Origin of the sequence: Pontibacter qinzhouensis, from assembly GCF_008017455.1 — a bacterium.
GTDB classification, from domain to species: Bacteria; Bacteroidota; Bacteroidia; order Cytophagales; family Hymenobacteraceae; genus Pontibacter; species Pontibacter qinzhouensis.
Genome location: NZ_VRTY01000013.1, coordinates 68029 through 86641, shown reverse-complemented (window position 1 = coordinate 86641; position 18613 = coordinate 68029). Strand labels below are relative to the sequence as shown.

Annotated in this window: 11 protein-coding genes; all 11 read left to right on the top strand. The window is 49.6% G+C overall.

Annotated elements, in window-relative coordinates; all coding sequences use genetic code 11:
- Positions 1 to 339 (top strand): phage tail protein (locus tag FVR03_RS05255; protein WP_147920711.1); only part of this gene is annotated, 339 nt, incomplete at its 5' end.
- Between the two features lie 303 nt (positions 340 to 642).
- A complete protein-coding gene (locus tag FVR03_RS05250) occupies positions 643 to 1104 on the top strand; it encodes a phage tail protein (RefSeq protein WP_147920710.1) in 462 nt (153 codons plus the stop codon).
- A 163-nt stretch (positions 1105 to 1267) separates the two neighbouring features.
- On the top strand, positions 1268 to 1435 hold the full coding sequence (locus FVR03_RS24285) for a DUF5908 family protein (RefSeq protein ID WP_187270047.1): 168 nt from the start codon (positions 1268 to 1270) through the stop codon (positions 1433 to 1435).
- Positions 1436 to 1547: 112 nt separating this feature from the next.
- A complete protein-coding gene (locus FVR03_RS05245; RefSeq protein WP_255474068.1) occupies positions 1548 to 2231 on the top strand; it encodes a CIS tube protein in 684 nt (227 codons plus the stop codon).
- 267 nt (positions 2232 to 2498) lie between these two features.
- Complete coding sequence (gene vgrG, locus FVR03_RS05240; RefSeq protein ID WP_147920709.1) at positions 2499 to 4247, top strand: type VI secretion system tip protein VgrG; 1749 nt, start codon at positions 2499 to 2501, stop codon at positions 4245 to 4247.
- A 406-nt stretch (positions 4248 to 4653) separates the two neighbouring features.
- Positions 4654 to 4947 (top strand): PAAR domain-containing protein, encoded by a 294-nt coding sequence (locus tag FVR03_RS05235; RefSeq protein WP_147920708.1) that lies wholly within the window; start codon positions 4654 to 4656, stop codon positions 4945 to 4947.
- 3 nt (positions 4948 to 4950) lie between these two features.
- Positions 4951 to 5394: a GPW/gp25 family protein gene (locus tag FVR03_RS05230; RefSeq protein ID WP_147920707.1), complete on the top strand. Its 444-nt coding sequence runs from the start codon at positions 4951 to 4953 to the stop codon at positions 5392 to 5394.
- Positions 5395 to 5542: 148 nt separating this feature from the next.
- Positions 5543 to 9289: a baseplate J/gp47 family protein gene (locus FVR03_RS05225; protein ID WP_147920706.1), complete on the top strand. Its 3747-nt coding sequence runs from the start codon at positions 5543 to 5545 to the stop codon at positions 9287 to 9289.
- Positions 9276 to 12308 carry a baseplate wedge protein gene (locus FVR03_RS05220; protein WP_147920705.1) on the top strand — a complete coding sequence of 1011 codons (3033 nt, stop codon included), beginning with the start codon at positions 9276 to 9278 and terminating at the stop codon, positions 12306 to 12308. Before FVR03_RS05225 ends, FVR03_RS05220 begins: the two co-directional genes overlap by 14 nt.
- 16 nt (positions 12309 to 12324) lie before the next feature.
- Positions 12325 to 16563, top strand: a complete 4239-nt coding sequence (locus tag FVR03_RS05215) for a PKD domain-containing protein (protein WP_147920704.1) — start codon at positions 12325 to 12327, stop codon at positions 16561 to 16563.
- A gap of 320 nt (positions 16564 to 16883) precedes the next feature.
- Complete coding sequence (locus FVR03_RS05210; RefSeq protein ID WP_147920703.1) at positions 16884 to 18329, top strand: contractile injection system tape measure protein; 1446 nt, start codon at positions 16884 to 16886, stop codon at positions 18327 to 18329.
- The last annotated feature ends 284 nt before the right edge of the window (positions 18330 to 18613 follow it).

Sequence of the window (18613 nt, the reverse complement as noted above, 5' to 3'; positions counted from 1 at the left end):
CAGGTAGAGGCAATAGAATACCGCGAGGGTTCGAGCAAGACCTATTCCAAAATCAAGATGCCCGGTCTGGCGAAGTTCAGCAACATTACACTCAAGCGCGGCACCTTCGCCGACGATACCGATTTCTATAAATGGATTAACACCATAAACCTGAACACCGTAGAGCGTCGCGACATCATTATTCAGCTCCTGAACGAGCAGCACGAGCCGGTATTAACCTGGCGCGCCCTCAAAGCCTTCCCGCTAAAAGTGCAGGCCAGCGACCTGAAAGCAGACGGCAACGAGGTAGCCATCGAAACCATAGAAATAGCGCACGAAGGCCTCAGTATTGTGCAGTAGTACACAGCTAAATTAGAAATTAAAAATTAGAAATTATGAATGACGGGCTTTAGGGCATTCGCAAATTCATAAACCTTGAGCAGGTTTTAGAATTATGCTTTACTGTGCAGTAGGAGATTTTGAATTTTGAGTGATTGAATGAAAGTGTGGTGGGAGCAGGCAGAGTTCAACGTCTAAAATACCTCCGGAAGGGCTTTTTGATTCAAATAATTTGGAACAGCAAAGACCTCGCAGTGTGCGCAGCTCCTGCGAGTGTCTGGGCAAGCTCGCACCAGCAACCAGAAAACTAAATTAGAAACTAACATGGCAGACGCACTTACACCCTCAGCCGGAGGCTACTATCCACCCGTTGGCTTCCATTTTCTGGTAGAGTTCCAGGGAATCGGCAACGACAACGATGTGCGTTTCCAGTCGGTGTCGGGCCTGAACGTGGAGTTCGATACCGAGTCGTTTAAAGAAGGCGGGCAGAACCAGTACGAGCATAAACTACCGGTGCGGGCCAAATTTTCGGACCTTGTCCTGAAGCGCGGCATGCTCACCGATTCGGAACTGATTACCTGGTGCACCGATGCCCTGTTTAACCGGGAGTTCAGACCGGCGCAGGTTATCGTTAAACTGCTCAACCCTGAGCACCAGCCCCTCAAAACCTGGAAAGTGAACCGCGCCTGGCCGCGTAAGTGGGCCGTGAGCGATTTCAATGCCAGTGAAAACTCTGTGGTGGTAGAAACACTGGAACTAAGCTTCAGCTACTTTACCGTCGACTAGAGTGCTGCGCACAATTAGAAATTAAAAATTAGAAATTATGAATGGCAGGCAAGCGCTACTTTTTTAACTGAAATGGATGATGTCTCTCTGAGGATCAAACTTGATAAACAGTAGTTTACAAAGTCTTAAATCTTATGTCTAACATCTTGTGTCGTCAAAAAAAATGCCCATACAAATAACAGAACTAAACATCAGCGTATCGGTGAACCAGCCAGGCACCGATACTAGCGGAGGCAGCCAGCCAGCTGCAGAACCTGCTGGCAACGAAAGCCTGGTAGAGGAGTGCGTGGAGCAGATTCTCAAAATCCTGAACGATAAAAAAGAAAGGTGAATTAAGCTTGTTGGAAGACAAATTATTCTAATGAAAACAGCCTTCCAAAGGTGAAAACCGACTGAATAGCTCCAGGCCATAATTTTTAATTTCTAATTCAAAAAGAAGTGCTGTGGAAGAAAAAGGTGAAGTAAAGAAAATGTGGATTCGCGCCTACCGCTCCGCCACCATGGAAGACAAGGACTTCGTGGGGGAGTACTACGCCATGGTGAACCCCGAAACCTACGCCATCGACCTGAAAATGGAGGTGAAGGAAGGGCAGGGGCAGGGCACCAGCGGCAAGCAGCAAAAGTTCACCTTCAAAAAGCCGGAAGAATTATCGTTTGAGTTCCTGTTCGACAACACCGGTATTATTGACGGAAAGCCAAAGCCGAAGGGAATTCACGAAGACCTGCAAAAGCTGCAGGATCTGGCCTTTAAGCTCGATGGAGAAGTGCACGAGCCGCACCATGTGCTGCTGATATGGGGCAAACTGGTATTTCAGGGTCGCATCACGGGCATGACCATCAACTACAAACTTTTTAATCCCGATGGCACACCCATCCGGGCGATGGTGAAAATTACGATTAAACAGAGCGAAGAAGAGTCGGAGCGCACCGCCAAGGAAAGGAAGTCATCACCAGACCTGACGCACATCCGCACCATCCGTAAAGGCGAATCGCTGCCCTGGCTTTGCTACCTGATTTACGGAAGCCCGAAGTATTACCTGGAGGTGGCGCGGGCAAACAAGTTATCCAATTTCAGAAAAATAAAAGAAGGCACACAAATCCTTTTTCCACCTTTCCAGAAAACGTGATGCTGTGCCAAATTAGAAATGGCGCGAGCGTCCTCGCTCGTGACGACTATTCCCCGGCCTCTGGCCGATTGAAGACAAAAGACCAGTAAACGATTAGTACAAATTGACGGCTTAGATACAAATTATTTGAATGAATAAGGCCTTCTGGAGCCATTTTACCCGTTCCAAGGCTTTAAAGCTAACAACCTGAAAAACCAACTTAAACCAACATAAGCAGCATAATTTTTAATTTCTAATTTCTAATTTTTAATCCGGCGAAGCCATCCCATGAGCAACGAACGCGTCATTCCTTCCGAACAGCCCAAGTCAGTCTGCACGTTCAGCATCCTGAGCGAAGGCGAAACGGTGCCAGCCACTTTTCATGTGCTCAGCATTGTGGTGGATAAGGAAGTGAATCGCATTCCGTCTGCCACACTTATTTTCCTGGATGGCGATGCCGCCGCCGAAACTTTTGAGCTCAGCAACACGCCCCTGTTTGAGCCTGGCAAAAAGATCGAGATAAAAGCAGGTTGGGTGAGCGACGAAGAAACCATTTTTAAAGGCGTGGTGATCAAACAAAGCATCAAGATCAAAAACAGCACGTCGGTATTGCTGGTAGAGTGCCGCGATGAGGTGTATAAAATGAGCCTTTCGCCTAAAAGCAACTATTATAAAGAGGTAAAAGACAGCGATATTTTCGAGGAACTTTTAGGTCAGTATGCTGCAAGCCACGACGTGGAGGCAACACAGGTGCAGCACAAAGAGGTAGTGCAGTACAACAGCACCGACTGGGATTTTATGCTCTGCCGGGCCGATGTAAACGGCAAACTGGTGGTTACAGACGATGGCAACGTATCTATTAAAAAACCAGATGTAACAGCCTCGCCCATCCTCACGGCACAATACGGCTCCACCATCCTCGACCTCGATGCCGAGATAGATGCTCGGTTGCAGGTGCCTGGCGTAAAAGCCGTTGCCTGGAATTTCACGGATCAGGAATTGTATACTGGCATAGAGGCTGCAGAACCTCCTGTACCCGCTGCCGGAAACCTGTCTGCCGACCAGCTGAAAGTGGCTGCATCTAAAGAGCCTTTGCTGCTGGTACACAGCGGGAAAATTACAGAACCGGAGCTGCAGCAATGGGCCAACGCGCGCCTGCAAAAAAACCGTCTGGCCAAAATTAGAGGAAGAGTGCGGGTAGAAGGTTTTGCGCAGATTAGACCAGGCAACATGCTGCAACTAAATGGCGTGGGCGAGCGCTTCGAAGGCGCTGTGTTTGTAACCGGCATCCGGCACCAGATTGAGCAGGGTAACTGGACTACCAACATCCAGTTCGGCACCAACCCGGAGTGGTTTACGCAATCTTACCAGGTGCAGCAACCAAGTGCCGGAGCTATGTTGCCAGCCATCCAGGGCCTGCAAATTGGCGTGGTAACGCAACTCGAAAACGACCCGGACGGCGAAGACCGGATTATGGTGCGCATCCCGATCATTCATGCCAGCGACGAAGGCATCTGGTGCCGGGTAGCTTCTTTGGATGCCGGAAACGAGCGTGGTTTTTTCTTCCGGCCCGAACTGAACGACGAGGTGGTGGTAGGTTTCCTGAACGAAGATCCGCGGCATGCCGTGGTGCTGGGCATGCTCCACAGCAGCAAAATGCCAGCGCCCATCCAGGCCAAAGACACCAACCACGAGAAAGGCTACGTATCGCGGGAGAAGATGAAGATGCTTTTTGATGATGAGAAACTGATTATCCAGCTCGAAACCCCAGCCGGCAACACAATCGTGATTTCAGAAGAAGACCAGGGCATCAACATCACCGACCAGAACGGCAACAAAATCGTGATGAACACCGACGGCATCACCATCGAAAGCATAAAAGACCTCACCATTAAAGCAGCCAGCGAGCTGAAGGTAGAAGGCCTGAACACGAACCTGAAAGCCAGCGCCCAACTAAAAGCAGAAGGAGGAGCCGGAGCCGAATATTCCTCCGGTGGCATGACAGCCCTGAAAGGATCGATGGTGAATATTAATTAGCGCTAAGCGCTACGCACTAAATTAGAAATTAGAAATTCAAAATTAGAAATAGAACGAAGGTTATTCCAGATCATTTTCAGTCAGTCTAGCTCTAAGCTGGTGCGAGTTTGTAGCTCGTGTTTTCTTGCTTGAACTATAGAATACCCTTGACCAAAATAAGTTAAAAAGCCTTCGGAAGGGCTATTTCATTAGAATAATTTATTCCAGTGCGCAAGCAATAGTAACCCATTACGCTAGTGCAAGCTTGTAGCTCGTACTTTCTTGCAGTTTGACCTATAGAATACCCTTGGCCAAAATAAGTTGAAAAGCCTTCGGAAGGGCTATTTCATTAGAATAATTGATGCATGTGCTAATGAGTTAATGTGCTAAATCCTGATTCAGACAAACCCCCTTAAATCTAAAAACTATGGCATTCGCAGCGAGAGTAGGAGACATGCACCTTTGCCCGATGGTACAGCCGGGCCCCGTGCCGCACGTAGGTGGTCCGGTAATGCCACCTGGCGCACCAACTGTGTTTATAGCCGGGCAGCCTGCCGCCACGCTCGGCGATATGTGCACCTGTACCGGTCCACCGGATTCTATTATTAAAGGGTCAGCAACTGTAATGATAGGAGGCAAGCCTGCTGCCCGTGTTGGCGACAACACGGCGCATGGCGGCAGCATTATTCTGGGGTGTTTCACTGTAAATATAGGAGGGTGAAAAATGAGCCAGCGCAGTAACAACAGAAACTTTATTGGCCGTGGCTGGAGCTTCCCGCCGCACTTTGACCTCACTTCCAAAGGAGTGACCATGACAGAAGGCGTGGAAGACATCAACAACAGCCTCACAATTTTGCTTTCAACCATAGTAGGAGAGCGGGTAATGGATATGCGCTACGGCTGCAACCTGGAAGATATGGTGTTCGAAACGCTGGACACCTCCAGTATCACCTTCCTGGTAACCAAAATAGAAAAAGCCATCCTGTTTTACGAGGCACGGATAGAAGTGGAGCGGATTGAACTGAACACGCAGAACTTACTGGAAGGCATTATCCTGATAGAGATAGATTATATCATCAGCGCCACGAACAGCCGCTACAATTTTGTGTATCCCTTCTGGCGCGAAGAAGGTACCGAACTTAATTCCCTGGTGCGTCTAAACAGCTAAGCAAGGCTGCCAGAACAAGTTCAGCAATTCGTGAATTGCAAAAAGCTGAGAAATGCTACGAGAGCAGTTCTGTTGCCATTTCTAATTTTGAATTTCTAATTTTTAATTTGTCAAAGTGAGCACAGCTTGTTCCCATAATAAGAATTCTTTGCTGCGCAGCGGCATCAGCCGGAAACAGCGTTTCCTGGCGGCACTCGATGCGCAGTTTGCAGTGCCCGACGAAAACAAGATAGAGAACTGGCTGGTGTACGCCCGCAACCTGGCTGCTCATATAAAATACTACCGTAGCGACAACAAACACGACAAAGAAACCTGGCAGCCTTTTTTCGATGCCGACGTGTCGGCGCAGCTGGCACTGATCGCTGTGCAGGATGTAAACGATTTTAAAGACAGGATCAGAGGCTTGCTTAACAACCTGCTGTCGGAAGAACTGAAGAACGACACACCGCAACTCCGCAAACGGTACGGGTTGCTCTTCAGCGCCATATTTTCGCTTGCTTATCGTATCCATTATTTTACAGAAATACTTCCGGAAGACCAGCCGCTGAAGCGCACCGGCAGTAACCTGGTTCGCACCCGTTTGGCACCAGCGCTCAGAAGGTTGCTGGGCTACTACAAAGCTGCCGTAGATTTTTACAGCCCGATGCTGGTGGCCGATGAGGAAGTGAAAGACTGGACCATTTTAGCTTACCCGCAAGTCAAACTCTCTGAGATAATCAGTTTGCTGCAAACCAAACTGGGTGCAGACTGGCTCTATAAACCCATAGCAGCTACCTCCTTTTCAGATTATTATGAGACAGAAATTACCGCAGACAAAACCATCTATAACCACCCTGTCACTGCCATAGCAGAGGCCGACGTATGGAAAGTGCTCAACCATGCCGCCAACCACAATTTGCTTACATCAGTTTTTGCCGAGTTTCTTTCTGGGTATGCCCGGCTGGTAAAAGAGGCGCAGCAGCAACTGGTAAAATCAATTACTGAGCAAAACACCCACGAGCCACACTATGCTCTTTACCTGGCTTTTTTGCAGTTGTTCCAGTACGCGCAGAAAGACCTCAACACCTACACCAGCCGCCACCTCGACTTTTACTACAAAAACGTGCTGCGGCTTTCGCCTAAGAAAAGTCAGCCGAACCACGTGCACCTGGTACTGGAACTTGCCAATCATCAATGGGAGTACCTGGTGAAAAAAGGTACTGCTTTTAAAGCTGGTAAAGATAGTCTGGGCAAGGATGTACGCTATACCAGCAACCATGATGTAGTGCTGAACCGAGCCACTGTAGCAGCACTCAAGTCTTTTTACAGAGCAGGCATTTCTGATAAAATTGAGGTGGCATCGCAGCAGGGGTTGCTCTTTGCTTCGCCACAGGCAGCATCAGCCGACGGAGCAGGTGCAAAACTCACATCTGCTTCTAAAGACTGGCATCCGTTTGCCAACAAGTTATTTAAAGACGGTGCGCTTTCTGCTATTGCCATGCCGCCTGCTGCCATCGGCTTTGCGGTTGCCTCGCATTACCTGTTCCTGAAAGAAGGGAAACGCAAAATCACCATCACGTTGCAGGGGCAGGAAATAACGAAGCTGGCCAATAAAGAATTCGACTGCTACCTCACCACAGAAAAAGAATGGTTACAGAAAACCAGCCTCACTTTGAGTACATCCGCATCGGCTGGCACCGCTACTTTCACTATTAATATTTCCTCCGACGATCCACCTATTACCGCTTTTGTACCTAAAGTGCATCTCGACCCTTTCCAGCACATCGATACACCAGTGGTAAAATTCGTGCTGAAAAACGTGGCTGGAAAAGAGCAGTATGAGGAGCTGAAGGAGGTAAAAATCAGTAGCATCACCGTAACGGTACATGTGGGCGATCTGAATAAATTCAGCACCACGGGCTTAAAAGAACTCCAGGTTTCTGCTGATGCAGGAGCTATAGATCCGTCTAAACCTTTTTTGCCTTTTGGTCAGAACCCGAAGAGCGGGGCCAGTCTGATTATAGGCAGCAAAGAAATTTTCAGCAAGCAAAATGTAAAGGTCACGGCAGCTGTCAGTTGGGCGGAGATAGAGGACATGTCAATTCAGGACATGGATTACAACACCACCGGCATTTTCTTCCCGACGGCCCAAATGAAGTTCCTGCAGAACGGTGTCTGGACAGATGGCGATTTTACGAGTACTCTCAATGCCGAGCATGCAGGCACACCAAAGAAGGGAGAACTGGAGCTGTTCTGGGGAAAAGATTCCATCATGATGGCCGATGTATACCTGCCCACCACAGCACCAACCATACCAGCCAGTGCTGTGGTGGATTATGAGGAAGCTTACAACCCATACGGCATCGTCAGCCAGCGTGGTTTCCTGAAGCTGCAGCTAAACGATAGTTTCCAGTTCGACGAATATTTCTATGCGCTGCAACTGCACCTGATTGGAATCGCGAATAAAAACATAGCCGCCGATGCTACCAAGCCTGAACCTCCTTACATTCCCAAAGTCCAGTCTATTTTCCTGAACTACGAAGCCTCTGCCACCACTACCTTTGCTTCAGATGGCTCACAGGCTATTCGGTTGCTGCATCTGTATCCTTTCGGTTATGCGGCTATAGGAAAGGCGCAGGCAGAAGAGGGGAAGGTAGACCTGCTGCCACAATTCCGGCACGGAGATGCGGATGAGCCGGTTGATCATATCGCGGAGTTTTACATCGGGCTGCAGGGGGCAGTGCCGGGGCAGCGGGTAGAGGTGCTTTTTCAGGTGCTGGAAGGCTCAACCGATCCGCAGCAAAGCAAACCCGAGGAGCATGTTTTCTGGAGTTACCTTCGTCAGAATAGCTGGGTAGACCTGGACAAAAGTGAACTGAACGATGGCACCCGTCAACTGATCGGGAGCGGCATTATTTCATTTCCTATTTCAGCCGATGCTACATCTGGTAATACGCTTCTGCCTTCCGGATACCATTGGCTGAAGGCTGGTATAAAAGAGCTGCCGGAGCAGGTGTGCCGGTTGGTGGAGGTAAAGGCGCAGGCGCTGCAGGTAACTTTTTCAGATAACCAGAATGCACCTGATTTTCTGCAGCAGCCGCTTCCGGCCAACACTATTGCTAAATTACAGGAACCCGATACCGCCATCAAAAAAGTAGAGCAGCCCTTCGCTTCGTTCGGGGGCAGGTACCAGGAAGACAGCCAGAGCTTTTACACCCGCGTAAGTGAGCGGCTGCGGCATAAGAACCGGGCCATTACCATGCGCGATATCGAGCAGCTGGTGCTGGAGGCTTTTCCCGACATCCATAAAGTAAAATGCCTGAACCATACGCGCCTGGAACTGCTCCCAACGCAAACTATTTATAACGAACAGGCAGCAGGCCATACCACCGTCGTCACCATTCCGGACCTGCACCAGAAAAACGCCATTAACCCGCTGCGCCCTTACACCAGCCGCAACCGCCTCGAAGAGATAAAGGAGTTCCTGAAAAAGCGCAGCAACTGCAACATGCAACTCTATGTAGAGAACCCGGTTTTTGAGGAGGTACGGGTGCAGACACAAGTTGTGCTGCGCGACGAGGCAGCTGGCAACGATGCCTTTTACAGGCAGCTTTTGCAGGAAGAACTGGTTCAGTTCTTAACCCCCTGGGCATTTGATCTGAATACCGATATCCATTTTGGTGGAAAAATAAGCAAGAGTGTGCTTCTCAATTTTATAGAAGAGCGCTCTTACATCGACTTTATCCTGGAGCTGAAACTGTTTCATAACAGGATGGATGGAACACCCGAAACCAGCGATCAGGACCAGGTGTTTGCCGCTACAGGTCGCTCTATCCTGGTAAGCGCCCCGGCTCAGAAACATGTGGTCGTGGTACTGCCAAAACCTGTAAAGCCTGAACCTGATGACTGCGCCTGACCATATCACCATAGCCAAGCATCCGGTGCTGCCAAAAGCGCAGAATTATGATTTTCTGCGGCAGGAAGGCATTCGTCTGATCGAAAAGCTGGGCAGCAGCCTCTGGACCGACTACAACATCCACGACCCTGGCATTACGATTCTGGAAACGCTTAGCTATGTATTAACAGACCTCTCGTACCGCGCCTCTTTTGAGGTGAAAGACCTGCTAGCCGAAGAGAAGCCCGAGTGGTTTAACCCGGACCTGCAGGCACTTTTTACGGCCCGCGACATCCTTACCACCGCCCCCTGGACCATAAACGATTACCGCCGCCTGCTCATCGACTTGGAAGGTATACAGAATGCCTGGATCAGGTGTAGCAAGTGTAACTGTGGTCCGAAAATCTATGTCGATTGCAAGGAAAGCAAACTCACCTACGAAAAACCAAAACCACCCGAAGATCCCAAAACACATGAGGTGGTGCCGAAGGGGCTGTACGATGTGCTGCTGGAACTGGCTAAAGACGAGGAGCATGGCGACCTGAACACCGGAAAAGTAACGCTGGCTTATAATCTGCTCTTGGATGGCAGTCCGGAGACGCTGCGCCTGGAGGTGCGTTTCCCTTCGGTGCAGGAAGTGGATAGGCTGCAGGAAACAAATCCGCTGCTGAAGTTTTTCCGGCACCCGAAAAGCTCCATTTCCAGTGTTAACGCCAAAATTATAGCTGATAAAAAAGGTGCCGTTGCAGACTTGTTGGAAAGCAGGCTTATTTCAGGCTTGCGGGGAGTTTTGTATGTTACCTTTGAGATAACATTTGAGGAATTTTTAACGGACCCGGATGCGGGTACCACCCATGTACTCACGCTGAAGGAGGTGCCGTTCCGGTTTGTGCTGCTGCCGGACCAGGTGCGGAAAAAGCTGACGCTCCTTCAGATAAGAGAAATTCTGAGCGATAGCACGGCAGCAGGTGTGGCGGCTAGGTACCAGCTAAAGGTAGCGGCGGCAGATGAAGCCATAGCAGAAGCAAGACAGGTGCTGCTGCGCCACCGCAACATTACCGAAGATTTTTGCCGCATAGAAGAAGTAGAAATAGAGGAAATTGGCGTGTGTGCCGACTTGGAAGTAGCGCCCGATGCCGACATTGAGCAGGTGCTGTCGGAGGCTTTTTACCTGATAGAAGAATACCTGAACCCCACCATCCGTTTCTACACCCTGCAGCAACAGCTGGAGAAAAGGCCGGTAGACGAAATTTTTGACGGCCCCAAACTGAAGCACGGTTTTATCGAGGACGAAGACCTGGAGCGCAGTATCCTGAACCGCACCCTTTACGCTTCCGACATCATCAACCTGATCATGGATATTCCGGGGGTGCAGCACCTGAATAATTTTGTGCTCGTGCGCTTCAACAAGGAAGGCAAAAATGTGGGTTCCGATGCCTGGAAGCTGGAAGTAAAAGCGAATCACCTGCCGCGCTTTTACCTGGAGGGTTCCAAATTCCTGGTGTTCAAAAACGGGCTCCCTTTCCTGCCTGACACTGCTGAGTTGCTGGACACGATGCACGTGGTGCGGGGCCGCAACCTCATGCCTAAACTCAAAGACCACGAACTCGACCTGCCCGTGCTACAGGGTGCCTTCCAGGAAATGCAGGCTTATGAACCTGTGCAGAATTCGTTGCCGCAGGTTTATGGTACGGGTTATGAAGGCCTGCCCTCCACAGCTACAGAGTTGCGCAAGGCACAGGCAAAACAGCTGAAGTCGTATCTCTATTTCTTTGAACAGGTACTGGCTAATTACCTGGGTCAGCTGGCTAACCTGAAGCACCTCTTTTCACTCAACAACCAAATCAGCCAGACAAGCTTTCCTGTTTTTCTGGTAGATGAAATCCTGCAGAATGACCTGTACGACAATTTTGAGGCAGATTTCTACGATGCCTTTAGCCAGGAGAAGCTGCAGGAACTGACCGAGAGCAAAGGCAGTTTCCTGGAACGTCGTAACCGCTTTCTGGATCACCTGCTGGCGCGGTTCAGCGAAAGTTTTTCTGATTACACGCTGCTGCTGTACGCTTACAAAGACCAGAAAGAGGTGGCCAAAGAAAAGCTGATCGGAATAAAGACAGCCTTTCTGAAGCAGTTCCCTTACCAGAGTGCCTATAAAGCGCAGAGTTTCGATTATACGGCAGCAGCAGAAGTTTGCCTGCACAAAAGCCTTAGCGGCCTGCAGCACCGCATCAGCGCCCTGCTCGGTTTAAAGCCATCGCTCAATTACTTCGACTACACTATCTCCAGGTTCAAAGAGGTATATTCCAGCTCGCTTTCTCTGCACGATGAAGCAGGAAATGTTCTACTAACGGCCACCACACTATTCGAAAACGAAGACCGTGATCAACTGCTGAAGGAGCTAAACCTGTACATCGTTCTTATCCTGAAACATGTGTGCAGTAAGTCGGATTACATAGTAGTGGAAGAGGAGGAGAAATTCTATATCCAATTAAAAAGTCCTTCTATAGCTGCACACGAAGCTGCCTTTGACACACAAGCCGAGGCCGAAGCCAAGGTAGACGAACTGGTAGCGTTTGCGAATCAGTACCTGCACGATGAGCAGTTCATGCTGGTAGAGCACCTCCTGCTGCGTCCACAAAAAACAGGCGATGCCCTGTTGCCGGTTTGCGTGGAGAGCGACTGCAGCTTCTGTGGCGAAGAAGACCCTTATTCCTATCGGATCACCTTGGTGTTCGATGGCGAAACAGACCTGGCCCGGGATCATTTCGAATTCAGACGATTTGCCGAACAGACGATACGGGCGGAAATGCCAGCGCATGTGATGGCCAAAATCTGCTGGGTAACCAGGGTGGTGTACGCCGCTTTAGAAGAAGCGTTCTGTGCCTGGCTCAGCGCCCCGCCCAAGGCCAAATCAGCGAAGCTGGCAGACCTGGTTACTGCCTTCGGAGAACTGAAAAGCATTTACCCGCCGCCAACGCTGCACGATTGCGTGGACGGTAACGATGAGAACCGTGTGTACCTGAACCATACCGCTTTGTAATTTAAATCCCATTGCCATGATACCGGTAAAAACTGATTTGAAGGATTACGATTATCCCGACTTTCAACCCGATCAGATTCTGACGGCGGAGGACCTGAACCATATGTTCCATTTCCTGGACCAGCAGGAGCGCCTGACCCGGACCAACCTGATCGGTATCGGCATTTTGTGCGGGCTGCAAGTAAGTAAGGCGGCAGACGGTAAAACGGTGACCATTACCAAAGGCACCGGTGTAACCTCGCATGGCTACCTGATCGTGCAGGGCATTGAAAACAGCGAGGCCGCCATCAACTATAAAAAGTACCGCACCTTCGATGCATTGAAAGAGCAGCGCTACCCGGTGTTCGTGGATGGCAACACGCAACGCTATGCGCTTTGGGAACTGATAGCGCAGGAAGACGAAGAAGCGACAGACCTGGAGCTGAGCCCTTCATTCCTGAACAACAAAGTATGCCTGCTCTTTTATGAAATTCTGGAAGAAAAAGCGAAAAACTGCGACCCCACTTCCTGCGACGACAAAGGTGTAAAGGTTTACGTGAACATCCGGAAGCTGCTGATTTCTGTAGCCAATGCCACCGCTATCATCAACGAGCTGAATCAAAAGGCCAACGCATCCGGTTCCGGCGAAGTCTTCCCTGCTATTTATACCTTGTCCGACCTCCGGCTGCCCCGCTTCGATGTGCAGGCCACTACCCTGGAAACAGCCAGCCAACTGTACGAAGCCTACCAGAAAGTTTTCAGCAAAGAGTTTGTAGATGGAGTAGGCGTTGCACTGGGCAAGGCCTACGATTCCTTTAAACCATACCTGGAGAACCAGCCAAACCCTTTCAGCGATTTCAATACCAAATTCGCCTTTTTGCATAACGGGACCATTGTAGGCAACAGCCTTCTGCACTTCCAGTACTACCACGGCTTTTTCTGTGATCTGCTGCTGGCTTACCAGGAGTGGCGCACGGCAGCGCACGAACTGATGGGCATGTGCACGCCTCCGGAAGCGCTGTTTCCAAGACACCTGTTCCTCGGCGAACTTACTGGTGGAGGTGGTGTGGCGAAAAGCAAATTCCGCAACTTTTTTATTCCTTCTCCGCTCCACGCCAGCCATAAAAAATACAACACCTTTCAGGCTCTGTTCAAACGGCTGGAGCGTCTGATCACGAACTTCCGTATTCCGGCTCCTGCCGCAGCCGTAACCCGGCTCATAGATGCTAATATCCGCGTAACGCCTTCTGTGCTGGGTAAGCATGTGCTGGGAGAGCGGGCGATTCCGTATTATTATTCCGCAAACGAGGCAAGCAAAAGACTACTGGACGTTTGGAATCCGAAGCTTACACAAAAAGGCAAGGAAAAGCAGAATCTGCACTACAACCCGACTTACAATACTACCGACGATTTTGTGAAGAACCCCTTGTTCTACGATCTGGAGCCTTACAACTTTTTCCGGGTAGAGGGGCACATCGGGAAAAGCTTTACCTCGGTGCTGGCAACGCTACAGGACACCCGCACCAAACACCGCCTGCCGTTTGATGTGGTAGCCGTAACGGTAGATTCTATTCCCAACACGATCGACCCCACCAAATTTCCCTGCCACTTCCAGGACCTGCAGGCGCTGTACGAAACACTGCGGGCGGAGCTGCTTTGCAAATTATGCAAAGCCCTGAGTTGTATCTATCGCCTTGACAAGCGCACTGCCAACATGGCCGAGGGATCTTCGGTGGAGCGGGATGAATTACAAAAAAGCGCGGTAAACCTGATCCAGGGCTGTAGCGATGTGCTTTATTATCGCGAAAGCTCGGTGGGTTATGTGTATGAAAAGTTGCAGCCAAACCTGGTAGAAAAGAAGGTGACTGGGATTGAGCTGATGGAGAGCATGAAGCGGGCAAACCTGCTGAAACTGATGGAAATCAGGGATGTGACTTCGGTAGCGCCAACTAACCAGGAAACAGATGCGGTGATCTATTTCGTGCAGCTCATTCAGCTGCTCGTATCCCTGTCGCAAACCCTGCCCGAAACGTTAAGCACCTACACTTATACCGCTATGCAGGAGGTGCTGCAGGAGCTAGGTAAAATCTTACAACCGACTAATAGAGCCACCAATAGCCTGGTACAAGACCGCTTTGCCGCCAGCGAATGCCTGAAAGAACTGCTGAACCTTTGTGAGCTTGCTCCTTTCAGAGCTTTGTATGCCGAATACCTGGAGCGGGTGGAGAAACTGAAAAAGATGCAGACGCTCCGGGAGTTCAGTAATGCGCACCCGGGCCTGCAGCACAAAGGCGGCGTGCCGGTAGGAGGTACCTTCGTAATAGTATACCGCGACCTGGTGCCTGATAATCCTGATGCACCGGGAATACCACCCGTGAGAGGCGTCACTGATCTAACCGATTTTATACTTGATGAAATCGTCGTCACTGCTGACAGAGTTACTGCCACCACTAATCGAACCACTAAAAAAGAGGTGTACACGGCCAAGCAGCGGACAGAATTCACGAAAAAGATAAACATGCTACAAAGCAAAGGATTGCTGCGGCAGGAGATAGAGGAAATGCTTGGCATTAAAATAGCCGATGTGCTGCGGGGGCAGGGCCGATTCGACAACCAGCTCCGGAACATTGGCAACGGCATCGTGATCGCAGATTTTTACCTGCCTTACCTCTGCTGTTCCGACTGCCCGCCCATGCAGTTTATCATTAACATACCGCCACCCAAACTTTCTTTCGGTCTCGACACAGAAGAATATTGCCAGGCCGATGAAGAAGAGTACACGTTCCAGACCAGCCCAACCGGCGGTAAAATAACTACCGACCAGGGCGATGCTGTAGCGGATAAAGGAGAGGGTGTGTTCGCTTTTGTGCCAGCTAAAGTCATCATTCCGGACGAGCAAAGGAAGGTGACTGTTTCATTTACTTACACCTTAGAAGATCAGTCCCAAACTATTTCGGTAATTGTGTACCGTATGCCAGCGGTTAAAATTCTGGCAAAGGAAAGGCCTGAAAACCCGCTCACCTACGAATTTGTACTGGATCGGCCAGACATGGTAACCGCAGCAGAATGGGACTTTGGCGATGAGAGCACCTCTTCGGCCATAAAACCGCCGCCACATACTTACCGGTTGGGCGGTACCTATACAGTAGGAGTCACTGTTCGCAACGGCGTTTGTACAGCCAAAGTTGAGGATGTGACGGTTGAGGTGAATAATCCGGAGCCTGCGGAGGTAGACCTGCCGCAAAGCGAAATCTGTGAAACCGCCAATTCGCTGCGATTTACCATAAAACCAGCAGGAGGTACCTTGGTTGGAGTGGCTGTGAGCGAGACAGAAGCAGGCAGCGGTAATTACGAGTTCCTGCCCTCAGCAGCAAACCTGAATGGCGAGCCGCAAAGGACCATCACCTTTAACTACACTTCCCTGCAAGGCCAGACTGCCACCTTCAGCATTACGGTTCACGCCAGCCCGTCCGGCAGCAGCGTATTTGAGCCAACCGGGGCGCTGCGGCTTCGGGTATTCTTCAGGGGCTTGCGCCATGCCACGACCGCTATTGTAGATTTCGGCGATGGCACCAAAGAAGAGTATCCGGTGGCAGGTCAGGCCCAATTTACAACACCAGAACACCAGTATGCACAGGGCGGAGATTATACCCTCAGAACTTATCTAGTTAACGGTACCTGCACCACCGAACTACCCGAATTGCATGCTACCGTGCGGGAAGAGCGGCCTCAGGAAGAGGAGAAGGTATGCCAGACCTTTGATGTGCCAGTTCATGACTTCATTAGGTTGCAGGAGCCTCTGCAAGGTTCAGATGAATTTATGAGAAGTTACAGGGATGTGCTGCAAGATGTGCAGTTATTTTTTGAGATGATGTTTGGCGAATTGAGCTCCAGAGGCACCGTGCCATTAGAGTTCTTCGAGACTGCCCACATGCAGCCCTCCTGGATCAGGCTCCTGCCAAACAGTCCGGCGGTGGCACGCACCCTGTCGCTGCAGCTGCTCATTATTTACATCAGGGTGCTTATCAACATCGCCTGTATGCGCAAAGAGGACGTGGATGAGTTGTTGACAAGACTTTTAAAAATGTCGATAGAAAAACTGCAGGAACTGCACATCAGCAACGCCCGCGAACGAGACCTGCTGCAGAAATTACTACAAGACATGGAAGCCGAACTCGACAACCGCAACAACAGCGGCGAAGCAGCCATTAAAGTGCAGTACATAGAGCTATTGCAGGAACTTATAAGGGTAATCCGGGAAATCATAGGAAGCTGAAACAAACATGCCCCCGTAGCCTCAGCCCTCGCGGCTGATCATGACCCTAAGGCGTATATAAGTCCAAAACCCTTCGGAAGGGCATTTTCATTAGAATAATTTGATTACTGGTTGATTAATTTGGAGATGTGAAGATTTGGGAATTTTAAGATGAAGTAATAGTGAATGGATGAAAAAGTTTCAACTCATAAATTTAACTTTTCATTTTTAACTAATAAAAAGTCTAACATCTAGCGTCTAAAATCTAAAAGAAGCCTTCGGAAGGCCAATTTCATTAGAATAATTTAAAATCAGGAAAATCCTTTTAATCAAGGTTTAAGATGGAGCAGCAGCACCTTATTCACCGGCAGTCGTGGCACATTACAGCTACTACAACCAATGCCCTTGCCCTGCAGGCAAAGGTGGCCGGGCTGGTGCAGAGCAATGAGCTTCAGAAGCAGTTGAGCGATGCCTTCGATGCCCTGGTTTCGCCACAGGAATGGCTGGTGCTGGAGCGGCTGGATATTCAGCTGCACAACCTGCCGGAGGAGGAATTAGAGCCGCGCCTGATAGAGCAGGTGGTAAGGCAGGTTCGGGAGCAGTTGGAGCATCAGAAAGCGAAACTGTTAAGCAGTAACTACACTGCTGAAAACAGTACGGTAAACTTTTCTGCTGAAGAGCGAACACTAAAAGCATTGTGCTATTTTCTAAAAAATGGCGTGCTGCCATGGTGGTACGAGGTGTCTGGTCATGAGGCTTTTGAAACCGATATTCTTAAATCTTTTGAATGGGTTGGTAATGCTGCGCCAGCTACTGTTTCTGGTGCTGTCCGGGCGCAAGTACAAAGCGCTTTAGCTTCGGCAACCGGTGCCAGACGATTGGTTAACCAGTTCAGCGATAATATATTGGCAGGGACGGTTTCGCTGCTATTATCTGCTGCAGGTGCGGCTGCTAAAGCCGATGCACTGGCAGCTTATCGGGAGTTTGAATCGATTATACAGGCGCAGAACAAGCAGGCCTTTCAGCACAAATTATTTGAATTAAAAGTGCTATTCCTGGCTAATATTTCTGCCGCAGCACCTGCTATTAATAGCTGGCTAACAGCTATGATTAAGCAGTTGGAAGCGGAGCAGGTTACAGCTTTGCTGGAGGCTGTTTTCAAAAGCAAACTGCTGAAAAGCTTTGTAAAGGAGCAGGTGGTACCACAGAAGAGGGAATTCATTCAAATAATTTCAGAAAAACAAACCATTGCTTTAACACCGGAAGCAACCGATAATAATAAAGAAAGAATAGCAGAAGGAGTAGTAATTAAAAATGCTGGCTTAATACTGGCCGCTCCTTTTCTGCCTGGCTTGTTCAGCGCCTGTAAATTAATGTCTGAAAGCAAGCTCATTTACGTAGATAAAGCTATCGCCCTATTGCATTACCTGGTATTCGGCCACCTCGATTACCGCGAGTATGAAACGCTGCTCAACAAGGTGTTATGTGGTGTAACTGAAACTGAAAATATAGCCCTTGTAACGGAGCTTTCAGAAGCAGAAAAACAGCATGTAGAAGAGCTGCTACGCGCCATGATTTCCCACTGGGGTGCCCTGAAAAACACCTCTCCCGACGGCCTCCGCGAAGGTTTCCTGCAGCGCCGTGGCAACCTGATCCGAAAAGAAGAGACCTGGCTTTTACAGGTAGAACAAAACACTCTCGACATCCTGCTACAACAACTCCCCTGGACTATCAGCTACCTTAAACTGCCCTGGATGAAGGAGTTGCTACGAACCGACTGGGCATGAAATAAAATAGACCTTGCAGCGTGCGCAGCTTTAGTGCCTTAGCAAACCCAATTATTCTAATGAAAAAGCCCTTCCAAAAGGTTTTTGCGGTTTTGGCTTCAAGGGGCGGCCGCAATACCAGTAACATAAGGAATTTGTATGGTCATCGTATTTGTACGGACTGAGATGTCCGTAAGAGCGAAATTAACCTGATGGCTCACGGAAGTTGAAAACTTCCTGTCATAATAAATGACCACAAGTTACGGCTGCGCCTAAACTAGCGGCAGTTAGAAGAAGTCCGAAAA